This is a genomic window from Tunturiibacter psychrotolerans (assembly GCF_051013365.1).
Taxonomy (GTDB): Bacteria; Acidobacteriota; Terriglobia; order Terriglobales; family Acidobacteriaceae; genus Edaphobacter; species Edaphobacter psychrotolerans_A.
In genome coordinates this window covers 4,926,605-4,950,159 of the sequence record NZ_CP132941.1, presented here as the reverse complement: position 1 = coordinate 4,950,159, position 23,555 = coordinate 4,926,605, and the positions used below count along the sequence as shown (strand labels likewise).

The window sequence follows — 23,555 nt, the reverse complement described above, 5'->3', positions numbered from 1 at the left end:
TGAGAAACTTTTCGACTGGCCTCCGCGACGCTCATAAAAGCATCTTTCAATCCGGATTGTTCGTCTACCTCTGTGATCGCATCCATATATATGGCGTTCAACTGGGAGCAGACAGATGAAAGATTTACTTGGTGAGGAACCCAGCCGCGAAGATTGCGAGCTGGAAGAGCGAGAGCTCGAAAAGAATGGCCTGCAGTTCGAGTTGACTCGGCGGCGGTTTGTGCAGACGGCTGGAGTGCTTTCAGCAGCAGCCGCAGTTGGATTGCCGGCAATAGCTCTCGCGGAGAATTCGCCTGCCCAGCCCATCACGCTGAAAGTAAACGGCAAGTCTCAGTCTCTTTCTCTCGACAGCCGTACTTCGCTGCTGGATGCTCTACGAGAGCAAATGGATCTGACCGGCACCAAGAAAGGTTGCGACCACGGACAATGCGGGGCCTGCACGGTTTTAATCGATCAACGCCGCGTAAACTCATGCCTGACGCTAGCATTTGCCGCTCAGGGTGCCGAAATAACCACTATCGAGGGACTGGCGAAAACCGCCGATCCAAAGGATGTCAGCGAGTTGCACCCGATGCAGGTCGCTTTCCTGGAGCATGACGGCTACCAATGCGGCTACTGCACACCGGGGCAGATCTGCTCGGCGGTAGCCGCAGTTGAAGAGCAGAGGCGGGGTGCGCTGTCGATCGTAAGTCTACATACGGGCAAGACCGATCATCCAGAGATGACGGACGATGAGATTCGGGAGCGAATGAGCGGCAATATCTGCCGGTGCGGCGCCTACCCAAACATCGTAGCTGCAGTTCGCGCCGCGTCGAGAGGGGTGTCTGCATGAACTCCTTCAACTACGAGAGAGCAGCAGCACCCGGTGGAGCGATTCGTTCAGGCTCTGCGCACGGGGCGAAGTTTCTGGCTGGCGGAACGAACTTGGTTGATCTGATGAAGTATGGGGTTGAGTCGCCGACGATTCTCATCGATATCAACCATCTCGACCTGGCGCAGGTCACCCAAAGTGCAGATGGTGGGGTGTCTATCGGTGCGCTAGTGAGGAACTCCGATCTGGCGGACCATACGTTGATCAAGAATCAGTACCCATTGCTCTCGCAAGCGTTGTTGAGCGGTGCTTCTCCTCAGCTGCGTAATATGGCAACAACAGGAGGGAACTTGCTGCAGCGGACTCGCTGCTATTACTTCACCGACGTCAGCTTCCCGGCTTGCAACAAGCGTACGCCGGGATCCGGATGTGCAGCGATCAAGGGTTACAACCGCATTCACGCGATTCTCGGACAAACCGATAAAGGCTCAATCAGCGGAGAGAGTTGCATCGCAACCCATCCTTCCGACATGTGCGTCGCGATGGCCGCGCTCGATGCGAAGGTTCAGGTGGAGGGGCCAAAGGGCAGACGCACGATCCCATTTGCTGAGTTTCACAAATTGCCGGGAGCGACTCCCTGGATCGAAACGGCGCTACACGCAGACGAGCTGATTGTGAGTGTGACACTGCCGCCACCCAAGTTCGCGAAGAATGCCTATTACTTGAAGGCTCGCGACCGAAATAGTTATGCCTTCGCTCTGATCTCTGTTGCCGCGGGACTGGAGATGGAAGGCGATCACGTTCGGTCCGCAGGGTTAGCGCTCGGCGGAGTTGCGTTGAAGCCTTGGCGAAAAGTCGAGGCGGAGAAGTGGCTAATGGCCAAAGCTGCAGGAGCAGAGTCCTTCAGGCAGGCCGCGGAGATTTTGCTGCAGGGAGCCAAAGGTTACGAGCACAATGCCTTCAAGATCGAACTGGCGAAGCAAGGTGTGGTGCGAGCACTGACACTTGCCTCTCAGGGCACCACCGAGGGAGTACAAGCATGATGCAAGATATGGAAGCGGCACCAAAACCGGCCAAGCAGCTCGACCACCGTTATGAGGGGATCGCCAAGGTCACCGGAAAAGCGAAGTATGCGGCCGAGTTTTCAGAGCCATTTTCGAGATCTGATCTTGCGTACGCATATATCGTTCAGTCGACAATTCCGAGTGGAACCGTCGTATCAATTGAACGTACTGCTGCAGATCGGGCTCCGGGAGTGATTGCGATTCTGACACCATTTAACGCTCCGAAGCTGAATCCAGGACCGCCGCAGCCACCTGCACGACGGAATCTGAGTCTGTTGCAGGACGCCGATGTGTACTACAACGGCCAGCCAGTGGCCGTGGTTGTCGCGCGATCGCTGAACGAAGCAAAGGCGGGAGCAGCGATGCTGAAGTTCAAGTATTCACCAAAGGCTGCTCAGGTGAGCTTCATGCAAAACCTAGGCGAAGCAAGATGGCCAAAGAATCCCGGCAAGGAGCCTGCCGGGAATCATCGTGGCGACTTGCAGGCAGCGTTCTCCAAATCCTCAGCCATCGTTGAAAACACTTACATCACGCCGATTCAGCACCACAATCCGATGGAACCCCATGCCACGATCGCGTGGTGGGAAGGCGAGAAGCTCAACATCTATGACGCGACACAGTACATCTCGGGCGTTCGCATGTCACTAGCAAAGACTTTGAACGTTCCATTTGATTACGTGCGCGTGGTGAACCCGGTCGTCGGTGGTGGGTTTGGATCGAAGGGCTCGATGTGGTCACACGTTCCGCTCTGCGCCATTGCGGCGAAGGTAACAGGGAAGCCAGTGAAGCTCGTGCTTGAGCGCGAGCAGATGTTTGGACCGGTGGGTGGACGGCCCTCCACAGTAAACAAGATCAAGCTCGGTGCGAGCGCAGATGGAAAGCTGTTGGCGATGCAGCAGGATGTTGTGATGAATGCGTCAGTGATGGAGGATTTTGTCGAACACTCGGAAGGGCCGACGAAGAATCTCTACACGAGCGAAGCCAATTCGGTAACCGCGAAGGTGGTAGAAGTGAATCTCGGTGTCTCGACCTTCATGCGTGCTCCGGGAGAGGCGCCTGGAACGGCTGTCCTTGAGATCGCGATGGATGAGCTGGCAGAGAAGCTGAAGATGGATCCGATGCAGCTGCGGCTGGTGAACTACGCAGACAAAGATCCGAGCCACGATCGGCCGTGGTCAAGTAAACATCTGCGCGAGTGTTACACGCAAGCGTCGGAACGGTTCGGATGGTCGAAGAGAAGCGCAACACCGGGTGCCAAGACCGAAGGCAACGCACTGATTGGTTACGGTATGGCGACAGCGACCTATCCGGCGAATCGCAGTGCTGCGCAAGCCGTCGTTCGCATGCTCTCAGGCGGAAGAATGTTTGTCGGATCGGGAACCCAAGACTTGGGCACCGGCACCTACACCATCATGGCACAACAGGCTGCGGCTGGGCTCGGAATCGACCCAAAATTGGTCGAGGTGAAACTTGGTGACTCTAGGCTTCCGAAGGCACCCGTCTCCGGTGGGTCGCAATCTTCAGCTTCGGTGCTCCCAGCGATTCAGGACGCAACGACTCAGCTGAAGTTGAAGTTGGCAGACTTGGCCATTTCCGACGCTGGGTCTCCGCTGCATGGACTAAGGACGCTGGACATCGAAGCGAAAGACGGAAAACTTACCAACAAGAACAACCCTTCGCAGACAGATAGCCTCACGGACTTGATTGCGCGAAACGGAGGGAAGCCCGTTGAAGCGACGGGATCTGCCGAGCCGTCAGAGTCAAGAGATGCCATGACCTCAAATTCATGGGGCGCGGTCTTCGCCGAAGTCGCGGTCGATAGGGACACCCATATGGTCAAAGTTCGGCGAGTTGTCGCAACGTATGACATTGGGACGCTACTGAACGACAAGACAGGTCTGAATCAACTCATGGGTGGAATTACCTGGGGCGTATCCTTTGCGCTGCACGAGGAGGCCCACATTGACCCGGTCTATGGGCGTGTTGTGAACGAATCGCTAGCCGAGTATCACGTTCCAGTCAACGCTGATATAGGAAGACTGGATGTGACGGTGTTGAACATTCCGGATATGAAGTTCAATCCGATCGGTTCACGCGGCATTGGGGAGATCGGAATCACAGGGGCTGCCGCTGCAATTGCGAATGCCATTTACAACGCGACGGGCAAAAGAATTAGGGAGTATCCAATTACGCCTGACAAGATTATGACTGCCTAGAAAGATGCGCTAATGGTCGCTGGTGCCCTGTCAGATATCGGTCTCTCCCGTCACGGGCGAGGTCATAATACCTGGTAGCCCCGTCGTCGGCTAGTCGATCTCTCGCTCGGGATAGGCTTCCTTTTCAGATTTCCCGCTAATGATGGGAAGGGGTACGGTAAAATTTGTCACGCTTGAATTCGTAGACGGCTACGCCATTGAGGTCGATATAAGTGCGTCTCTCTTTTATATTTCTGTCTCTGGTAATCTCTGCAACCGGGATTGCGCAGATCCAACGGTCAAGTGACGTTACAGCCTTAATCAGTGTAGACGCGCCATCATTTGCTCTCATCCACGTTCGAGTAATTGATGGGACAGGTGCGTCGGCAAAGGAAGATCAAACGGTCGTGATTTCGAACGGCAAAGTTCAATTGGTAGGGTCCGCCGCGTCGATTGAGATCCCCCAAGATGCGCAGCGTCTCGATCGAGCAGGTTACACCTTGATCCCGGGCATTGTTGGAATGCACGATCATCTCTATTACACCGATTCCTACTCGATTCAAGTCAGCGGCGGGAAGGTGGGCGAGCCCGGTCTGTTCCTCGCCGATATCCCTATACGGCTCCCAGACTCTATTTGGCGGCTGGCGTGACCACGATCCGGACGACGGGAAGTGTTGAGCCTTATACGGATCTGAAGGTCAAGAGCCGGATCGATGCGAACCTGATGCCGGGCCCAAACATCGATGCGACGGCGCCATATCTCGAAGGTGCTCCGGCCAGGTTTGCGCAGATGCACGAACTCACCGGCACCGAAGATGCGAAACGCATGGTCGCCTATTGGGTAGCGGAAGGTATGACCTCTTTTAAAGCCTATATGAACATCACGCAGGACGAACTGGGTGTGGCCATCAAGGAGGCACATGCACACAAGATGAAAGTGACAGGCCACCTATGCTCCGTGACATGGCCTGAAGCGATAGGTTTGGGAATCGATAACTTAGAGCATGGACCCGTATTCTCAGACTCCGAATTTGTTCAGGATAAAAAGCCAAATGTTTGCACTCCGGGCGCCGACAGCTGGGTAAAGCAAGATGTGAAGGGACCTCAGGTACAGGACCTCATCCGAAACCTCATATCTCACCATGTCGCAGTGACTTCGACACTGCCGGTATTCGAATCCGGCGCACCAGGACGGCCAAAGCTCCAAGCGCGCACCTTGGACGCAATGTCTCCGGAATCAGCTCAGAGTTACCTGACAACTCGTGCACGCGTTGCCATGGATGCACCGATGTCGGCGCTACTGCGTAAGGAAATGGAATTCGAGATCGAATTCGTGAGACGCGGTGGCTTATTACTGGCTGGCCCTGATCCTACGGGCAACGGCGGCGTCTTGCCTGGATTCGGTGACCAACGCGAAATTGAACTGCTCGTCGAGGCTGGCTTTACACCCTCAGAGGCTATTCACATTGCCACTGAAAATGGTGCCGTTTACCTGAACCAGCAAGATGAGATCGGGGTTATTGCGCCTGGCAAGCGGGCAGATCTGGTTTTGATAAAGGGTGATCCATCGAGACAAATCGATGAAATTGAGAACGTGGAAACAGTTTTCAAGGCTGGGGTTGGTTACGATTCCAGCAAATTACTTGGCAGCGTGCGAGGACAGGTAGGAATTCGCTAACCTCCTGACCAAATGACGATCGGTCAATGGCTCGTCGCGTATATTGGATGTTCCCACAGATGACCTTTAATAGGCGCGTTTATTGACTGTGAAACGCTGTGTTGGAACGAGTAAGGTACCTGCGATTGGATCGGTAGATGGTGCATGGGCAGTATGCGCTTAGTTGTTCCCGAGTTACGGTAGTCCTAAATGAGCCGAGACTGGTAACAATATTCGCTAATTACGCAAGAAAGCGGTACCGACATTTCTCGATGAGTGACTCAGCCTGTTGGCACGACTGAGGGCGGAACGATCGGTTTTGTCGAAAACACAAGCAAAATTTTGGTCTACCCGATCCACGGCGGCCCGAGCATGCTCAAGGCGCGATCACAGAGACCACTAGATTCAAAAAGCAGGAAAAGAATACGCGTACAACTCATTTGAAGGCGTCTAAGCGCTTAGTGACTACTAAGAAGAAATCGCCTGTGATGACTGAGTGCGAGGTGAAGGTGCGTGGACGCTGGCTCCCATGCAACCTCTACGAAGCGATTAAAGAACGCGATGAAATCATGCGCTGCAAATATTGCCACGGCCCCGTCCAGGCGCTCAAAGAATCCAACGCCGGAGCCAGAGCCCACATCGAACATCTTCAAACACACACTGGCTGCCGGTTCCCGGTCAGCACCTTCAGTGGAGTCGAATCGGAACATCCCCTCGCATTGAAATAGATGTACCGCCGCGAAGATAAATGCTATAGGTGAGTACTGCTGAGCGCCCCCTCGCCGCCTGCGGTGCACTTGATGCAACTTGATGGTGGCCATCTCGTCGACCCTTCGAGAACACCTGTGGCTCGCGCTGCATAAACATCGCTATCTTAGCGTGCCTCTGCGCCATGACGGACGCCCCAAGCCTGCCGCAAATGCCGCCTTTCGTGAGCGCTGATAACGTGAAGTCCTGTGGCGATACTAAACCGGATGCCGGACACCAAAGGATTCGGGAATCGAATTACTGCCAGGTCTAGATCGGCGTTAGTACGGATGTAGTCTCTTACCTCGTCCTGTGATCTCAGGAAGCGGTCGAAGGCATCAGAGAGTAAAGGCGAAGAGTCCGGCTTGATCTTCCTTGGCGCTTTCGTCTTGAAGGACTCCTTGAGAGGTGGCTCCATCTTTTTCACAAACCATTGGCCCACGAATCCGGGAAGCGCCGGGCGCCGCCTCATCTGGCCTGCTGCGCGAGCGCGGATCGCGGGTCCCTTCATTGCACTTAGGTAGACCTCATTCGCTGCAGCCAAGTGGTCGAAGCATTGCGCCACGCTCCATGAATCGGCTTTGGCACGCCAGCAGCCTCGCTCGTCGTCAAGATTTTGTACGAGCAACCGTGCGTCACGCTCCGCAGCGTCGAGTTGCTCCTGCAGATTTACGATGTCTGGCAAGAGTTCTATCATGGCTCCATACTGTATGGTATGGAAACAGCGGCTGTCAATACTCCTGCGTATGGGAAAATGTCACCATGCGCAAAGGTACCGGTGCGAAGCGACTCGACGAGCCTACTCTAACTTCTTCCGATTGGATCGAAGGTGCGCTTCAACTCATCTCAGAAGCTGGTCTCCGGGCACTTACAGTCGAAGCGCTCGCTGCTCGTCTAGGCGTCACCAAGGGCAGCTTCTATTGGCACTTCAAAGGCCGTTCGGAGCTCTTAGCTGAAGCGCTCAGACGCTGGGAGCATCGCGCCACGACGGAGGCCATTGCAGGACTATCGGCAGTTAGCGACGCTCGTCAGCGGCTCATTCTCATGTTGGACGCTGCCAGCCAGCCGCCAAGATCTCGCTCGCTGTATGCAGCGCTTGCCGAGGCCGCAGAAGATCCGATTGTGAGGCGAGTACTAAACCGTGTGGCTTCTGCACGAATCGGGTTTCTCGAAACCTGTTACCGTGAACTCGGGTTGTCAGTATCGCAGGCCAAAGCGAAGGCTGTGCTCGCATACTCAGCATATCGTGGGCTTCTGCAGTTGGCGCACGAGGCCCCAGCAGTGCTACCTGATGACTGGCCTTCCTATTCCGAAGGAGTCCTCCAAGCTCTATGCCCGGCACCGAAGATGAAACGCAAGCTCCGTTAGTTCGGCTAACTTGAATTAGTCCTGTCTACCCGAAAGGTTAGAGGCCGAGCGGGAGAATCGTTGAAGACGCTTCAGAAATATGACGCACCGCTCGAGGCGTGAACAGCAGAGCCGCTTCGATAACTTTCGCTACGTCTTCAATAATGAGCGCCCACATGAGGGTTTGAACAACCAGGTTCCAGCAAGTATTTACATTCCCAGCTCCGTTAGAATGCCACGCAAGCTGCCGGAGTACACGTACCCGAAGGGTGTTCTTCTCCGAAGGGTGAACAACAGCGGCGACATAAGCTGGCATAAAACTCGGATATTCATTAGCGAAGTATTTCGCTTTGAAGAGTTGGCTTTTGAGTTGGTCACACCAGACTTCTACAGAGTCTCTTTCGAGACATGGAGATTGGAGAACTGAATGCGGAAGAACTTCGTTTTAGAGCCGCGCGGCGAGTGGTTTGAGTTTGCCGATGAGCGCATTGGCCTACACGGGCAGGCCTAGATCGAGATGACGCTGGGGATCGATCTTGGCAATGTCTGTGAAGCTGAAAAGGGGGGCCTTGAAAATAGGCCGCGGCGATCACTGCAAAGAATTGAACCGACCTGGGCGGGGCAGCAAAGAGTGCCTCGCAGCTATGGTATCTCAGTCGCTTCGACATCACCGAATCTTCGTTAGCTCCAGGAAATCACGCATACTCACCACCACTTCCGGGAGGTGGGTTTCGAGGGTGAAGTCGCCAGTGGGGAGAAGCTGCACAATAGTATTGGGATTATCGCGTTTGAACGCTTCCCCTCCAGCAGGAATGAAGTATGGATCGAACTTGCCCCATACAGCCAGAGTCGGAGCCTTCCTAGTCCGAAAGTATTCCTGGAAATCTGGGTATAGCTTGACGTTATCGGCATAGTCCAGAAAGAGGTCGAGCTGTAGGTCGACATTCCCGGGACGTGCTAACAGCGCTGCGTCGAGAGTGTATCCTTCCGCCCTGATTAGTCTCGGGTCAGGAATGCCAACGGAGTATTCATGGCGCAGACCTTCGAGGTTCAAACCAGCTCGTATGGCGTTGCGATGCACGAGCGTCGGTTCGCGCCAATAGCGTTGCAGCGGTTGCCAGGCATCGCCTAAACCCTTCTTCATAGGCGTTTCCGTTTTGCGAGACGATAGCGGTCACGCGTTCGGGTGCCATCAGGGCGAGGCGGAAGCCGGCTGGTGCGCCGTAGTCGAAGACATACATGGCATAGCGGGTGAGTTTGAGAGCATTGGTGAAGGCGAAGATCGTCTTCGCGAGACTGTCGAATGTGTACTTGTAGTTGCGTCCTGCTGGAACTTCTGTGAAACCAAAGCCCGGCAGGTCGGGAGCAATTACGTGATAGCGATCGGCGAGGCGTGGGATGAGTTCACGGTACTGGAACGAGGAAGTTGGAAATCCGTGGAGCAAGAGTATGACCGGCGCACCCACGGGACCGGCTTCGCGATAGAAGATACTGACTCCATCGGCTTCAACGTGATGGTGGGACGTGAGTGGGATGTTTGGAATGTCAGACATGGACTGCTCCTTTGAAGTACTGGCCTGCTCCTCGAGGTCGAAGAGATCCAACCTGCGATGAAAAGCGTCGAGACCTGCCAATGCAGATGACGCGAGAAAACTGCGCCGATCAAGGCTCAAGACTACCTTCCTTCTGCTGTCTTTAGCTGCGACCTCACAGGCAGCGGCTACGCTTTTTGCAATGAATCCAGAAAACTCGGCAGCGATGACAGATCGTGACTGGTTGCATCGGCGGATACATCGAGTTCTTCCGATGGCACATTGAGTCTGTTCACCCAATAGGTTGAATAACCGAATATCTGAGCGCCTACGGCGTCCCAGCCGCCGAATGCAACAAAAGCTATCTGATGCTTCTGCAGGTGGAAAGCTTCGAGCGCCAGGTTATACGTGACGGGGTCGGGCTTAAATATTTTGACGCGATCGGTGCTGAGTTGAAACTCAAACATTGTTCCAAGATTGGAACCTTCAACGCAAGCTTTCATCATCGTGTCTGTCATATTCGATAGAAGTGCCATGCGAATGCCGCGTTTCTGAAGCGTCTGAAGCACGGCAGCCACATCGGGCCACGGCTTCAACTGTAGAAATGCCGACATCAACTGCTTATTCTGTTCCGGCCCAAGACTGACCTTGCTCTGCTTCGCTGCATAGTTCAGGGCGTCCTGAGTCACGTTCCAGAAGTCCGCGTATTTGTGCATCGAGTTGCGGAGCCATGTGTACTCAAACTGTCGCGTGCGCCATTCGTTGCTTAATTGCGCGCCATGCCCCGGGAATAACTCTTCTGCCAGATCGAAGACAGGCCGGGAATCAAAGATCGCGAAGGCATCGAATGCCACTGCCTTGATCACCGATCGATTCTGCGCGCTAAGCACCCGAGGCGCGAGCGCCGAAGCAGCGAGCATCGTCGCTGCGCCGAGAAACTGGCGTCTGTTGGCTCCAATTCTTTTCACAACGGTATTCCCTCTCCATCGTGCGCAACTCTCGTCAGTGATGACGAGTGAAGCTAACAAGCTATTTTTCTATCATGGAAGTCGGCACAGACGAGAACAACACGATGAGGCCCTCCATCAACGTCGGGTGGGTAAGGATGGCTTCACGCAAGGCGGTGTACGGTAGACGGCCGAGCATTGCGATCTGAACGGCGGACATAATCTCTCCACCGTCGACACCGAAGACTGTGAAGCCCAGTATGCTATCGTCTTCGCCTACCAGGGCCTTCATGAAGCCCCTCGTTTCCGACAGCGTACGCGTTCGGAGGTCTGCGGCCATAGGAATTTTGAAGAGACGATAGGGGATGTTCTTTTTCCTGGCTTCTGTCTCGCTTAGACCGATATGTGCGACCTCTGGATCGGTGAATAAGGCGTATGGTACCTGCCTCCCAGTGGTAACGCGGTTGCCGCCAGCGAAGTTATCACGGAGAATACGGAAGTCGTCGAAGGCGATGTGGGTGAACTGCGGCTGGCCGGCTACTTCGCCGTTTGCCCAGACCCCGGGCGCTGTGGTTTCGAGCTTTTCGTTTACCTTGATGTGACCGCTGGCGGTGAGCTCAACTCCGGCGAGCTCGAGACCCATGCCTTCGGTGTTCGGTGTTCGCCCTGTCGCGACGAGGATGTGTGTGCCTTCGATGGTCTTATTCTGTCCATTCTGTTTGTAGGTGATGATGACGGAGTCTCCCGATACACCGGAGGCTTCTTCAACGGTAGCGTTCAAGACCAGGTCGATGCCTTCGTCGTGAAAAAGAGTTTCAATTCCGGCACTCACATCGGGGTCTTCTCGATGCAAAAGATTTGCGTTTCGTTCAAGGATGGAAACTCTGCTGCCAAGCCTCCGCATGGCCTGTGCGAACTCGAGACCGATGTAGCCGCCGCCCAGGACGATGAGATGTACGGGCAACGTCTCTAACTCAAGCGCTTCAATGTGCGTGAGCGGGTTGGCCACGGCCAGACCTGGAATCTTGTCCACCGATGCCCGGGTGCCGGTGCCGATGACCACCTTCTCGCCGCGCACTTGGCGTTTGCTGCCGTCCGCCATGTATACCTCCAGCAGTCCTGGGCCGATGAAGTGGCCTTGACCGAGAATCAGCTCGACGCCGGTGGTTTCGTAGTTGCGAACGTGAATGTCGACGAGTTCTTTGACCATTTTGCGTTTGCGGCCTGTAACGGTCGCCATGTCGATGGTGTGGCCCTGGCTCTCGATGCCGAACTCGGCGGCGCGTGCAAAGTAAGAGGCGACCTTGGCACTATGGATGATGTTCTTGCTCGGAAGGCAAGCGATGTTGGGGCATGAGCCGCCAATCCATTTGCGCTCGATCATGGCGACGCGCTGCCCTTGTTTGGCGAGCGTCCACGCAAGGTATTTCGATCCTTCGCCACTGCCTATAATTACGAGGTCATACTCTTCCGGGGTAATCGATTGAGGGGCCGCAGCTGCCATATTTTCTCCTGTAGTTACCATTCATTGCTCGTTTTGGCGAGGTCCATGTAGGTCTTGGTCCAAAGCACAATCTGCATCTGAAGCGATCGTGTCCAGGCGAGGTGCATTCCTGCTATGTCGCGATCGCTGTGCCCCTTGGCGGTGAGATAGGTCCTGATGGTGTCGTTGAGCACCGCGGCAAATGCCACGACATCCCGGAACGGGATATACGCAGTTGATTGGACGCCATCGGCCTGGTTCTTCTTGATGCTTGTATGTCTGAGCGCGATTTCGTGTTGATAGTTGAGCCAATCCTGGTCGTAGGGACGGAGGCAGGTGTCGAGGATCCACTGCTCGAAGCGAAGATTGCTTTTAGCGAGATACTCGGGGTTTGGTGCCCCTTCCGGCGTACGTGAATGTCTCGCGAGATTTGGGATGCTCGCGATAATGCCGCTCCGCCAATGGGCGACGATTTGTTTGGTCTGTCCGTCCAGTACCTCCCCGGCCATGCGAAGGTAGCACTCATCCTCGACAGTAAAACCTACGGACACCTTTAAGGCGTTCAACTCATCAAGTGAAACAGGAGAGGTTCCTACAGCAGGCGTTCCGTAGCTGTAGGCGGGAATCTCATCGGCAACCTTCTTCATGGCACCTCCTTGGGACAAGCATGAACGCGTTCTTTATACTTGAATTCACTCAGAGTATCCGAAAGCTGTCTCGGAGTATCGATATGAGGTCGATATGGATAAGCTTTCCCCTTTTCTTTCGCGCTTCTCACTGACGGCAAGGGTTTTTCTTGCCGGCCATATTTGTGGGACGACGTCAGACCATGCAACCAGGACGGCTGGACATCTGCATGTTTTACGCAGCGGTGTATTGAATATCTTGAATAAACGCGGCGCGCCAACTGTGCTTCGCGAGCCGACGGTGCTGCTTTATTCGAGGCCCGAAGAACATACGTTTCAAACCGACGGCGCTGATATCGTGTGCGCGCATGTAGAGTTTGGCGCGGGAATGCTTAACCCGCTGGCTACAGCGCTTCCAAATTTGCTGGTTGTTCCGCTGGCTTCTATTCCGGAGCTTGGTCCTACGGTAACACTGTTGTTTGCGGAGGCGTTTGCTCACAAAGATGGCAGGCAGGCGGCTATGGACCGATTGGCTGAGTACTTCCTTGTGCTGCTGTTGCGGTCGGCGTTGGAATCCAGGCTAATGGAGGGTGGGATACTGACTGCGCTCTCAGACACCCACCTCTCAAAGGCAGTTGCGGTTATTCATCAGGAGCCCGAGCATGCGTGGACACTGGAAGAACTGGGCCGCATCGCAGGAATGTCACGCGCGCGTTTTGCGGCACACTTTCTTGCAGTCATGGGGCAAACACCATTTGAGTATCTGGCGCTATGGCGAATTGGCGTCGCTCAATCACTGCTGAAGAGGGGCGAGCCGCTGAAGATGATTGCTCCATCGGTCGGGTATGCCAGTGCAGGCGCTCTGATCAAATCCTTTTCACACCATGTGGGGGTACCTCCTATGACTTGGCTGGCATCGCAACAAACAGGAGAGGTAGGACGGCGTTAGACTTCCTCGTGATCCCTTGCTGCCGCCCAGTCGGGGAACAGAGTGATGCCATATTGCGGTGCCGCAGCCTTGAGTCGATCGATGTCCGCGGCCGAAGGTGGCCCGGGAATCTCGCCTTCCGTAAGGGCGTGACCACAGTCTACAAGAAAGTCTTCAAATCCTCCCGGAGTGCACAGAAGAAGATAGTGCGCGGGCAAGCCACTCTCGTTCATGAGTTGATGTGGAATCCCTCGCGGAAGGAAAATAGACTCTCCAGCCCTGATCGTTTGCTCCTTACCGGCTATGATCGCCCGCATCTCTCCTTGCATCATGAAAAGCGTTTCATCGTCCTTTGCATGAACGTGTATTGGTGTTTTGGAAGGGCCGCTGCTGTGGTTCTCAAACAGCGAAAAAGAGTCGTTCGTCTGGGCGCTGGACAGATGTTGTTTCATCAGCACACCAACGAGTACAAATTCAGGTTGGGAAGCCATTAAAATCCTCTGGGGAACATTTCCTATTGGTTTGACTGTCATGTCCTTTCAGCAAGTTCAACCTATGACGAATGTTCTTTCCGCAACAGTTCGGCGGCTCGCTCTCCGACGATGATGCAAGGGGCCATTGTGTTTCCCGTTGTCACACGAGGCAATATGGAGGCATCGGCTACCCGAAGGCCCTCGAAGCCATAGACCTTGAGCTTGCTATCCACTACGGAGATTGAATCGCGGCCCATCTTCGCCGTTCCTGATTGATGCCAGAAGGTGACGAGACCGTTTCGGATATAGTCCTCGAGCGCAGCGCCGGTTAGGTTTGCGGGAGCATGCTCGCCTTTGGTGTAGCGACGAAGAGCTTCGGCATTGCCAATCTCTCGTGCGCGTTGAACACCCAGCTTCAGATCTCTGAGGTCGCTCGGCTCAGCCAGGTAGTTCGCCTTCACTTGCAGGGGGTCAGAAGCTCTTGCCCCGGTCAGGTGAATCGAACCCCTGCTGGCAGGTCGCATTCCCATAAACAGCGTCCAGGCTGCTACGGGGGGCGGGTACTTTGCTGCATTTTCGGGAGTGAGGAACGGGATGCCAATTCCATAGGTGTAGAAATTAGGTGCATCCAGTGCGGCATCCGTCTTCCAGAACGCTACGGATGAGCTCCTCGCGATTTGTGGAAGGGGAGCGTCAGTCGCTTCCCATACCAAACCAAGCGCAACGTGGTCATGCAGATTGCGTCCAACGCCGGGCAGATGTTGACGCACGGGAATACCGAACTTTCCAAGCTCACGCTCATCACCGATACCTGACTGCATCAGCAGCTTCGGCGTCTGAATGGCGCCCTGGGAAAGGATGATCTCAAGCGCTGCGTTAGCTTGGCGAAGTTGGCCCTCGTATTCGAACTCGATCCCGGTCGCGCGATTACCCTCAAAGAGAATGCGGGACGTGAGAGCGCCCGTCAGCACGGTAAGATTCGACTGCTGAAGTCGAGGAGTAACGTAGGAACGGTACGCAGACTGCCGCTTTCCGTCGTGAATGATGTTGTCGACGATGGCGCAACCGCCGTCTTCCTTCATCATCTGACCGCCGGAGTTTCGAAAGCGCTTCAGTCCGGATGAGTCTGCTGCGTCCAGCATTGCCAGAGAAAAACCATCCGGGTGTTCAGCCGGCTGCACATGCATCGCTCCGCCCACGCCATAGAAATCGGGATCAGGAGCACCGGTCCAGTCTTCCACTCGGCTGCGGTAGAGTTTAAGAATCGCGTCATATCCCCAACCTTGATCACCGGCTTCGGCTGCATACATATCCCAATCGGCCTTGTGTCCTCGGGACCAGGTTCCGACATTAATGCTGGAGCCTCCTCCCAGCACCTTGCCCATTGAATAGAGAATCGAACGCCCGTTCAAGTTCGAGTCTGGCTCGGTGAAGAAACTCCAATCAAGAGTCCCCCCGAGGTTCATAGGCCAGCGGTCGGTATCCATCACCAAGTCTGTCTCGTCGCTGCCACCTGCCTCGAGGAGAAGCACTCGGACATTTGGATTCTCGGAAAGTCTTCCAGCGACGACAGAACCTGAACTGCCACTGCCGCAAACAATGTAGTCGAATGGTCTGCTCAGGTCAGACGCAAGGTCTTTCTGGACAGCATGAGTTGTCTTGCTAGCGATCTGTTCTGTAGGGTTTGGCATATATCTCCTGGCTCCGGACTTGCCGGAGGTACCGCGGTTTAGCCTTTAAATGCTCGCTTCGAGAATCGGCGCACAGCGTTAAAGGTCCTTCCGAATTGGTTCAGACGCAAAGAAGCCAGTTGGCAAGAATTGGTCGGTAGCATCTGTCAATCTGATCAGCAACCTCATTAGAAGCTCCTTAGGACAATCATGAACCTGTTCTCTCCGCTCGGAGTCATCAGGAGTATCCAAAAGCTATTTGGGAGTATCAATATGCAGTCGATAAGCTATTCCCGTTTTCATTTACGTGTCTCGCTTCACAGTCGGTCTTTCGGGCCGTATGGACTTCGTGCCGCCGGGGCTCCTTCTCTACGCGCCGCCGATCTACGCCCGATAGCCGCCGTGCTCTTTGTTTCTGTCCTCTATGCCTACCTTCGTGCAACAACGCAACCGCTATGCAATTCTAAGTTCCGACATCATCCTGCTCGGCACCGAGGAACAAGTTCGGCTGGCGGTGCATGCCGCGCATGAGCTTGCCACCGGCAAACCGATTCATACGTAGGCATTCGTTCGCATCGCTGCGCGCTTTCATTCGCGAGACGCTCGATCTGGATCTCATCCCGTCCGATCTCGCGATTCCGGTATAGGGTCCGGTGCGGCCAACCCATCTAGTCGCCGCGACAAGTATGAGAAGGCCGAAGGCCATCAAGGCGAGGGCGATCGTGGTGGTGGCATGGGATAGGGGCTGCATGAGTGGCGAGCTTGGGCTTGGATCCAAATCTCATCGTGACGACGGTGATGAAGAGAATGATCCCCTCGTGCCGTTTAGCTCCGCCCTGTAAGCAGTTGCGGTACTGGTGAGAATGCGAAACGCGCTTCCCAGTCATTAACCCCGACTGGTTGGCAACTCGGCGGCCAAGGATTCGCATTCTCAATGAGCGCAAAATCGCCAAGTCACTCAATGAATAGGTTGGTCTGTTCACGCCAACTGAGAACGGAAGCCCCGCTTTCGCCGCCGCCCCTGTTCATTCACGGACGCCCTCAGGCGAAATCGGACACCCAATCCGGCCCCTATGCGCCTTCGAAATCCCGTAAGCTAATTTGTTCTTATGAAGTTTCGTTAAAGAACACTTTGGCTCCCGAATTGCTTTTCTTTCCATGCAGATCTGGCGTAACCCGGAGCCCGACATGATCACCCTGCTGCAGGACCTGCGATTCGCCCTACGCCAACTGCGCAAGTCACCCGGCTTCACCTTCGTCGCGTTGGTTACGCTGGCATTGGCTATTGGAGCTAATGCCCTTGTCTTTGGTGTATTGAATGCGCTCATTCTGCGCCCGCTGAATGTGCCTCAGGCAGAGAGCCTTTTCGTCATCCAGCACGGGAGCGACGGCGGGTGGCACTCCTATCCCGATTATCTCGATCTTCGACGGCGCAATCGCATCTTCGACGATGTCGCTGCCTGGGCCATCTCTCAGGCAGGGCTGGATACGGGCAAAGATCCGTCCAAAGTCTGGGCGTACGAAACCAGCGGAAACTACTTCGACCTTTTGCAAGTTCACCCCTATCTTGGCCGTTTCTTCCACGCGTCCGACGAGCGCGGCCCAAACAGCGCGCCTTTTGTCGTGCTCTCCTACGCATATTGGCACAGCCATTTTCAGGATGATCCCGGCGTGGTGGGCCGCGTTGTTCGAATCAACAGACATCCAATGACCATTCTCGGCGTGACGCCTCCAGGATTCCAGGGGACCGTCTTGTTTTTCACTTCGGATATCTTCGTGCCCATCGTGAACCATGAGCAGTTATCCGGCGAGGAGGTGTTGGATGCGCGCGGGAACCATTGGATGTATGAGCTGGTCGGACGTTTGAAGCCTGGAGTTAATCCGCAGCAGGCTGCCGCCGATCTGAACTCCGTGGATTTGGATCTGAGAAAAAGCTATCCCAAAGAAGAAGGTAAGGAGCCTTATACGCTCGGGCGGCCTGGTCTCCATGGCGACTATCTCGGTCGGCCGATGCGGGGGTTTCTCGCCGGATTGATGCTGCTTTCGGTCTTGATTCTGTTGGCGGCCTGTGCCAACCTGGGCAGCCTTTTTGCCGCGCGGGCCGCCGACCGTTCTCGCGAAGTGGCCTTGCGCCTGGCTCTTGGTGCAAGCCGCCGTCGCATTTTGCGCCAGATGCTCACCGAGTCGGTGCTGCTTTCGATCGCCGGAGGCGTTGCGGGACTTATGGGAAGCATTCTGCTTTTGCGCCAGTTGAGCGAGTGGAGGCCATTTCCGCAACTTCCCCTGCATGTGCCGTTAAGTCCGGACGCCAAGGTTTATTTGCTGGCTTTAGTCCTGGCGTTGGTCAGCGGAGTTCTTTCCGGAATTGTTCCCGTGCGCCAGATTCTCCGGGCCAATCCGTACGAGATCGTCAAAGCGGGATCGACCGGCGCGTTCGGGCGCCGAATTACGGTGCGAGACGTATTGCTTGTCGTCCAGATTGCGATCTGTGTGGTGCTGGTCACTTCATCGATGGTTGCTCTGCGGGGGCTTATGCACACCCTGCACAGCAACTTCGGTTTTGAGCCACGAAACACGATGCTGGTCGATACCGATTTGAGGGCGGCAGGCTACAGTGGCGAAAGAATACCCGCAATGCAACGGCGCATGATCGACGCCGTACAAGCGATTCCAGGGGTAGATTCCGTAGGATCGGTGAATTATCCGCCGTTGGAACTCCCCGCTAGCTGGCGATCGCTTGTCTATACCGACGCAACCGAGAACCTGAGCCCATCGAACGCCGCGGCCGACTCTTGCATGTACAACATATCTCCAGACTACTTCCGCGCTTCCGGGACATCGTTATTGGCGGGCAGAGGCTTCACATGGCATGACGACACAAACGCCCCCCGCGTAGCAGTGGTGAACCGGGAGTTCGCACGTAAGATACTGGGCTCCGTACCGGACGCTGTCGGCCGGCACTTCAAGCTACGGGATGGAGCGCGTGTCGAAGTGGTGGGTCTGGTCGAAGACGGAAAATACGTGAACCTCACCGAAGAACAGCAGCCCGCGATGTTCTTCCCCATCCTGCAATCGCCGGCTAGTTGGATATGGCTGGTGGTGCAATCAAGGCGCGACCCGCAGCAACTTGGCGCGGCCATCCGCAGTGTGCTCCGGGATATCGACCCAGGGGTGGTTCTGGCGATTCGACCGTGGAGTGAGGAACTGGCTCAAGCTTTGTTCCCGTCCCGCATGGCGACCATATCGCTCGGCGTACTCGGCATCATGGGCGCAATGCTATCAATTACCGGCATCTTTGGAATGGCGGCCTACTCCGTGAGCAAGCGGCTGCGCGAGTTGGGAATTCGCATCGCCCTCGGAGCGCAGCGCAAGGAAGTATTGCAGGCAGCGTTAGGACGTGCCATCAAATTACTCGCCATCGGTTCAGCGGCCGGTCTGGTGCTGGGAGTTCTGGCGAGCCGGGTGCTGGCTTCGATCGTATATCAGGCAACTCCTCGCGATCCGCTGGTCTTGGCCTGTGTCATTCTGGCGATGCTGCTGCTGGGACTAGTGGCTACGTGGATTCCTGCGCAACGCGCTCTTGGAGTCGATCCTCTGATCCTGCTGCGCGAGGAATGAGTCGCTTTCGCATCGAAGTTGCCGCATACCGGGCTTCTCGCACATGATCTATTCGATGTGAGGCCGGGAAACCGCGTTCCGCATCTTCAGTTGACGGTACATCACCAATGCGCGATTCGATAATATTGGGTGGAAACGTGCATTGGCCTGTTCTCGTCAGTTGATAATTGTTCGGACCTAGGAGCAGCCGCATTGCGTTATGAAGCCGACATTCGGCAAGTACTTCCGAAGAGGCGCCGATAAGCATTATGCTGATTGCCTCTGGTTTTCCTAGTTGCCGCACACCGTGATAATTTCAAGAACGACAGCAGCCGCCATGCTTCGACCGTGCTTTTCACTGGCGAACTTCAAAGTGTAATCGACGGAGGAAGCCGAAATGATTGTCGTGACGGGCGCAACGGGACGCACAGGACGGCGAGTCACCGAACTGCTGTTGGCGAAAGGCGAGCAAGTTCGCGCGGTTGGGCGGGATGGGGACAAGCTGGCACTGCTCGTGCATCTCGGCGGAGCCGTTGGTCGCTAATGTCGCAGATGTCGATTCCATGGCGGTCGGCTTCGCTGATGTATCTGCTGTCTACCTGGTTCTGCCTGAGGACCTCTCGCAACCGGATTTGCGCGCTCATCAGGAATCAGTCTCCGATTCCTATGCCGCGGCAATTTCAAAAGCTCATGTCCCCTTCGTCGTGAATCTAAGCAGCGTGGGCGCTCAGCATTCAAAAAGGACGGGCCCCATTGTCGGTTTGCATAACCAGGAACACAAACTCAATCAAGTCTCAGGGCTCAACGTTCTTCACATTCGCGCTGCGTATTTCATGGAAACCTTCTCATGAGCATTCCCCAACTGCGCTCGACAGGAACGTTGTCGGGAGGCTTGCAGGCCGAAGCACGAATGCCTTGGATAGCAGCTCAGGACATCGGGCATATGCCGCCAATCGCCTCGCTGCTCGCGATTTTTCCGGCATCTCGATCTACGAGTTACAAGGACAGCGTGACATCTCCATGAAAGAAGCGGCTTCTATAGTCGGCAATTCCATCGGCAAGCCCGGCCTGGAATATGTGCAGCTGCCGATGACGATTCTTGAGTCTGCCCTTAAGGGGATGGGGTTACCTGAAATGACGACAAAACTCATTCTTGAAATGTGGGATGCTGCGAATGCAGGAATGATGGTGCCTCAGGAGGCACGCTCGGAAAGCAATACAACACCTACGACACTTGAGTCTTTCGTCGCAGCGATCTTCGCTCCCGCCTTTCTCCAAGCAACTTAAAGCGACGTCCCAAAAGTCTCGGACCCGAACCGCTAACCAGCGCGAGAGGGGTCCGTGGCCGACACAATTGATAATCAACGCTCCGCACGCCAGACTGACTCATTAATGGAAACGGTTCTCGTCTGGAGAGATCTCAAGTGCTGCTAAATCGCCAATGCAGTCATCGAACTGAACGCAAATTAGGTGGATGAGGTCATCAGACCTCATCGACCAAGCCAGCGACTACTCGTCGTCGGCCCATCCGAAGGATCATCGGCGGCCTCAACTTTTCAAAGCCGCTTCACACTGATGGCATGGATCTCGGCGACCCGGTGCTTGACAGATGGTCGAGGCCGGAATGAACATCATGCCCAATTTCCTAATCTGCACCTGATCATCTTTGACCCCGGCAGCCCCGGATATTGTTCACACAGTCACGGAGTATCCGATGCCGATTGGCATTCTGGTTGCCGCTATTCTTTCTTTTATCTCGGCTTGCGCTGTCGCGCAAACTGACACTGGCCCAGTGGCTGATGTTCGGGCTATCCAAAGACTCATTAATCAGGACGCCCAAGCGATCGATACGATTGACCTGAAACTTCTCTCGCAGATTTGGTCTCACTCGTCCGAGGTTTCGTTCATCTATCCACTAGGCGAGGAGCATGGCTTCGACGCTGTCAAAGAGCATTGTTCCAAAATGTCATGGGTGGCATGTTTTTGGCTCGCGATCTCAAAACAAATGGTGTTTCAATCCACGTCGACGGTGATGCGGCGTGGTCTGAATTCCACTGAGAGTTTCGCGCGACAATGCGGAAAGACAAATCAGGCATAACAACGCACGGCGTCGGAATCCAGGTCTACCGCAAAGAAGCCGGGAGCTGGCGTCTGGTTCATGTCCATTACTTCGAAGATCGCCAGGCCGTCCCCTGAACGGTCGGTCAGTCGTCAGCCACATCGCCGACGAGAAGCCCCGACTGTCTGACCTGCTTTTGGCTGGCTATTGGAAGCCTTAAACTCCGAAATCTGATCACAGAAAATTATTCTTGGGCGTCTGCCCGGCCCCGGTGCCAGTCCACGGCTTTCCCATCACTCGGTTTACCAGCTTTGCCTGCTTGGAAACCGGCGTCGTACTGCAAAGAGTCATCGTGGACGCCAGACACCTCGTCTGGCTCAGGCAATTCATTGATTTTATCTATCTCTGACATTTTCCTTCGGATGCTGAAACTGCAGTTTCTCGTTGCAGCTATCTCGGCAAATTTTCGGCACTTGTCATGGCTATCAATATGCTTCGAATGCAAATGATGAAAAGCACAGATGAATTGGCAGCATCAGTTTGAAGTCTTTCGAAGTTCTCATTAGGTCAGTGGGCATTCGCAGTCCTTATGGCCTCAAGGGCGGAATCGGACTGCAGTGCAAACCTGTTGCGATGGTCTGCGAGGTATCGATGTATATCTGAGATGACCACCGATCCTTCTCCTACCGCGGAGGCGACTCGCTTGACGGAATTAGCTCGTACATCCCCCACCGCATACAGACCCGGAACGCTTGTAGCATAAGGCGTGCCCTCGAAGCCGACTTCGTTTCCTGTAAGAACGAAGCCTTTCTTGTCCAGCTTCACTGTGCCAAAGAGCCAACCGGAATTAGGTTCGGCACCAATCATGACGAAGACACTTGTGACCGGCCTTGTTATCGTCTCGCCGGTTTTGCGGTTCGTCCATGTAACGCACTCGAGAGCCAAATTACCGCTAAGAGTTTCGATTTTCGAATCGGTGTAAAGCGTGATGTGTGGAGACCTGTCGATACGCGAGATCAGATATTGCGACATTGTGCTTTCAAGTGAGGGGCCGCGGATGATGTGATGAACATGTTTAGCGAAACCGGCCAAAAAAACGGCCGCTTGACCAGCGGAATTTCCGCCCCCGACGACGATGATCTCTCGCTCGCGACAGAGGAGAGATTCCATTGCTGTCGCCGCGTAATACACTCCCCGATTTTCGAATTCACTGTGGTTCTTCACCGTTAGCCGCCGGTATTGCGCTCCACTTGCTACCACAACGGAGCGCGAACAGACAGCCGCTCCTCCCGCTAGCGTGAGCCTGTGAACTCCATCGACTTGCTGCGCAGAGATGATGTTTCTGGAAATAGCGAAATGAACTCCAAATTTCAGGGCCTGCAAGTGGCCGCGACTTGCGAGTTGGGCACCTGAGACTCCTGTCGGGAAGCCGAGGTAGTTCTCAATCTTTGAACTGGTACCAGCTTGGCCACCGGGTGCCGTTCCCTCGATCACAATTGTCGATAGTCCTTCGGAGGCCGCGTAAACCGCGGCTGCCAAGCCAGAGGGACCGCCGCCAACGACAGCCACATCGTATGTTGTGTTCGGGTCCGGCATCTCCGTAATCCCCAACTCATCAGCAAGATCCATAACGGTCGGACGAATAAGTGTTCGTCCGTCGGGCAGCACTACGGCCGGCAATGCCGATGCGCTTTGGCCCTTTAAAGAACTGTCGTTATGGGTAATCTCTTCGGTCCTATGTGGATAGTAATTTCGAACGAAGAACCGTTGAAGGTGCATCAAATCCGCATCGCCTGCACAGCCGCGGAGCACGATGCCGCTCGATGCTTCTGCATTGATCCCAATGCGCCGCCAAATCGCCGCTGACACAATGATGTTGGCAATATCACCCTCGGCACGCATCAGTAGTCTGAGCTCTTTACGGGAAATCCGCAGCAGGCGGCTCTCGACGGTAGTCCGCGCCTCAGTCACCGCTCTCTGGGAGTTTAGAAGGCTAAATTCTCCGCTAAAGTGGTTTTTTCGATGAAGAGCAAAGGCTTTGTGCACGCCATTCAGCGATGGCAACAGGATTTCAATTCCGCCGTCGAGAACGACAAACATGTCAGTGTCCCTGTCACCCAAGGTGTACAGTGTCGTGTACTCTGGCACGATCTCTTCGCGACCATAGCTCTGCAGCCGCTGAACCATTTCCTCAGACAGCGTCGGGAACGCAAGGTCAAGTCGAACATCAGCGGTGATTGCCTTGACAGTGGTGGAATCGTTCGAGTGCGCCGCATCGTCGGGGCCGAGTTGGTCTTGTGGTGTTGTCATGATCACATCGCTGCCGAGACTGCCACCATGATTTTATCGTCAGTGTCGCTTCTCTGTTGACTGTCGTCTCCGACTTCAGGTGAACTATGAAGGATGACAACGGCAATAG

At 55.0% G+C, this 23,555-nt stretch carries 21 protein-coding genes and 1 pseudogene; 13 read left to right on the top strand and 9 right to left on the bottom strand.

The window, feature by feature from the left end; translation table 11 throughout:
• Positions 1-115: 115 nt before the first annotated feature.
• From RBB76_RS21030 to RBB76_RS21005, 6 genes are all read left to right on the top strand, one after another.
• The gene (locus RBB76_RS21030; protein ID WP_429634678.1) at positions 116-832 is read left to right on the top strand and encodes a 2Fe-2S iron-sulfur cluster-binding protein; all 717 of its coding nucleotides are present in this window, start codon (positions 116-118) and stop codon (positions 830-832) included.
• Positions 829-1,854 carry an FAD binding domain-containing protein gene (locus RBB76_RS21025; RefSeq protein ID WP_429634677.1) on the top strand — a complete coding sequence of 342 codons (1,026 nt, stop codon included), beginning with the start codon at positions 829-831 and terminating at the stop codon, positions 1,852-1,854. Before RBB76_RS21030 ends, RBB76_RS21025 begins: the two co-directional genes overlap by 4 nt.
• The gene (locus RBB76_RS21020) at positions 1,851-4,091 is read left to right on the top strand and encodes a xanthine dehydrogenase family protein molybdopterin-binding subunit (RefSeq protein WP_429634676.1); all 2,241 of its coding nucleotides are present in this window, start codon (positions 1,851-1,853) and stop codon (positions 4,089-4,091) included. Before RBB76_RS21025 ends, RBB76_RS21020 begins: the two co-directional genes overlap by 4 nt.
• Before the next feature lie 386 nt (positions 4,092-4,477).
• The gene (locus RBB76_RS21015; RefSeq protein ID WP_429634675.1) at positions 4,478-4,720 is read left to right on the top strand and encodes a hypothetical protein; all 243 of its coding nucleotides are present in this window, start codon (positions 4,478-4,480) and stop codon (positions 4,718-4,720) included.
• Positions 4,717-5,748: an amidohydrolase family protein gene (locus RBB76_RS21010; RefSeq protein WP_429634674.1), complete on the top strand. Its 1,032-nt coding sequence runs from the start codon at positions 4,717-4,719 to the stop codon at positions 5,746-5,748. The genes RBB76_RS21015 and RBB76_RS21010 overlap by 4 nt, the downstream gene beginning before the upstream one ends.
• A gap of 464 nt (positions 5,749-6,212) precedes the next feature.
• Complete coding sequence (locus RBB76_RS21005; RefSeq protein WP_429634673.1) at positions 6,213-6,455, top strand: hypothetical protein; 243 nt, start codon at positions 6,213-6,215, stop codon at positions 6,453-6,455.
• Between the two features lie 146 nt (positions 6,456-6,601).
• On the opposite strand, the gene RBB76_RS21000 is transcribed toward RBB76_RS21005, so the two are convergent.
• Positions 6,602-7,171 carry a DinB family protein gene (locus RBB76_RS21000; RefSeq protein ID WP_429634672.1) on the bottom strand — a complete coding sequence of 190 codons (570 nt, stop codon included), beginning with the start codon at positions 7,169-7,171 and terminating at the stop codon, positions 6,602-6,604.
• Positions 7,172-7,236: 65 nt separating this feature from the next.
• On the opposite strand from RBB76_RS21000, the gene RBB76_RS20995 reads away from it, so the two are divergent.
• Together RBB76_RS20995 and RBB76_RS20990 are read left to right on the top strand one after the other, a co-directional pair.
• Positions 7,237-7,842 carry a TetR/AcrR family transcriptional regulator gene (locus tag RBB76_RS20995; protein WP_429634671.1) on the top strand — a complete coding sequence of 202 codons (606 nt, stop codon included), beginning with the start codon at positions 7,237-7,239 and terminating at the stop codon, positions 7,840-7,842.
• A 91-nt stretch (positions 7,843-7,933) separates the two neighbouring features.
• Positions 7,934-8,292 (top strand): annotated as a pseudogene (locus tag RBB76_RS20990) (IS481 family transposase); the annotation flags it as partial.
• Between the two features lie 196 nt (positions 8,293-8,488).
• On the opposite strand, the gene RBB76_RS20985 reads toward RBB76_RS20990, so the two are convergent.
• From RBB76_RS20985 to RBB76_RS20965, 5 genes are all read right to left on the bottom strand, one after another.
• Positions 8,489-8,875: an alpha/beta fold hydrolase gene (locus RBB76_RS20985; protein ID WP_429634670.1), complete on the bottom strand. Its 387-nt coding sequence runs from the start codon at positions 8,873-8,875 to the stop codon at positions 8,489-8,491.
• On the bottom strand, positions 8,850-9,374 hold the full coding sequence (locus RBB76_RS20980; protein WP_429634669.1) for an alpha/beta fold hydrolase: 525 nt from the start codon (positions 9,372-9,374) through the stop codon (positions 8,850-8,852). Before RBB76_RS20980 ends, RBB76_RS20985 begins: the two co-directional genes overlap by 26 nt.
• 167 nt (positions 9,375-9,541) lie before the next feature.
• Positions 9,542-10,321 carry a haloacid dehalogenase type II gene (locus RBB76_RS20975; RefSeq protein ID WP_429634668.1) on the bottom strand — a complete coding sequence of 260 codons (780 nt, stop codon included), beginning with the start codon at positions 10,319-10,321 and terminating at the stop codon, positions 9,542-9,544.
• A gap of 61 nt (positions 10,322-10,382) precedes the next feature.
• A complete protein-coding gene (locus RBB76_RS20970) occupies positions 10,383-11,804 on the bottom strand; it encodes an FAD-dependent oxidoreductase (RefSeq protein WP_429634667.1) in 1,422 nt (473 codons plus the stop codon).
• 14 nt (positions 11,805-11,818) lie between these two features.
• Positions 11,819-12,430, bottom strand: a complete 612-nt coding sequence (locus RBB76_RS20965) for a protoglobin domain-containing protein (protein ID WP_429634666.1) — start codon at positions 12,428-12,430, stop codon at positions 11,819-11,821.
• Between the two features lie 94 nt (positions 12,431-12,524).
• On the opposite strand from RBB76_RS20965, the gene RBB76_RS20960 reads away from it, so the two are divergent.
• Complete coding sequence (locus RBB76_RS20960; RefSeq protein ID WP_260739465.1) at positions 12,525-13,358, top strand: AraC family transcriptional regulator; 834 nt, start codon at positions 12,525-12,527, stop codon at positions 13,356-13,358.
• Here the strand turns inward: RBB76_RS20960 and RBB76_RS20955 are convergent.
• Positions 13,355-13,870, bottom strand: a complete 516-nt coding sequence (locus RBB76_RS20955) for a cupin domain-containing protein (RefSeq protein WP_429634665.1) — start codon at positions 13,868-13,870, stop codon at positions 13,355-13,357. The genes RBB76_RS20960 and RBB76_RS20955 overlap by 4 nt on opposite strands.
• Before the next feature lie 20 nt (positions 13,871-13,890).
• Positions 13,891-15,501, bottom strand: a complete 1,611-nt coding sequence (locus RBB76_RS20950) for a GMC family oxidoreductase (RefSeq protein WP_429634664.1) — start codon at positions 15,499-15,501, stop codon at positions 13,891-13,893.
• 403 nt (positions 15,502-15,904) lie between these two features.
• On the opposite strand from RBB76_RS20950, the gene RBB76_RS20945 reads away from it, so the two are divergent.
• The 4 genes from RBB76_RS20945 to RBB76_RS20930 all read left to right on the top strand — a co-directional run bounded on the left by RBB76_RS20945 (position 15,905) and on the right by RBB76_RS20930 (position 20,364).
• Positions 15,905-16,042 (top strand): hypothetical protein, encoded by a 138-nt coding sequence (locus RBB76_RS20945; RefSeq protein WP_429634663.1) that lies wholly within the window; start codon positions 15,905-15,907, stop codon positions 16,040-16,042.
• Positions 16,043-16,668: 626 nt separating this feature from the next.
• Positions 16,669-19,098: an ABC transporter permease gene (locus RBB76_RS20940; RefSeq protein WP_433963460.1), complete on the top strand. Its 2,430-nt coding sequence runs from the start codon at positions 16,669-16,671 to the stop codon at positions 19,096-19,098.
• A gap of 376 nt (positions 19,099-19,474) precedes the next feature.
• Positions 19,475-19,621 carry an NAD(P)H-binding protein gene (locus RBB76_RS20935; RefSeq protein WP_429629630.1) on the top strand — a complete coding sequence of 49 codons (147 nt, stop codon included), beginning with the start codon at positions 19,475-19,477 and terminating at the stop codon, positions 19,619-19,621.
• Positions 19,622-19,992: 371 nt separating this feature from the next.
• Complete coding sequence (locus tag RBB76_RS20930) at positions 19,993-20,364, top strand: hypothetical protein (protein WP_429629628.1); 372 nt, start codon at positions 19,993-19,995, stop codon at positions 20,362-20,364.
• Positions 20,365-21,703: 1,339 nt separating this feature from the next.
• Here RBB76_RS20930 and RBB76_RS20925 read toward each other — a convergent pair.
• Positions 21,704-23,446 (bottom strand): FAD-dependent oxidoreductase, encoded by a 1,743-nt coding sequence (locus tag RBB76_RS20925; RefSeq protein WP_429629627.1) that lies wholly within the window; start codon positions 23,444-23,446, stop codon positions 21,704-21,706.
• Positions 23,447-23,555: the final 109 nt, after the last annotated feature.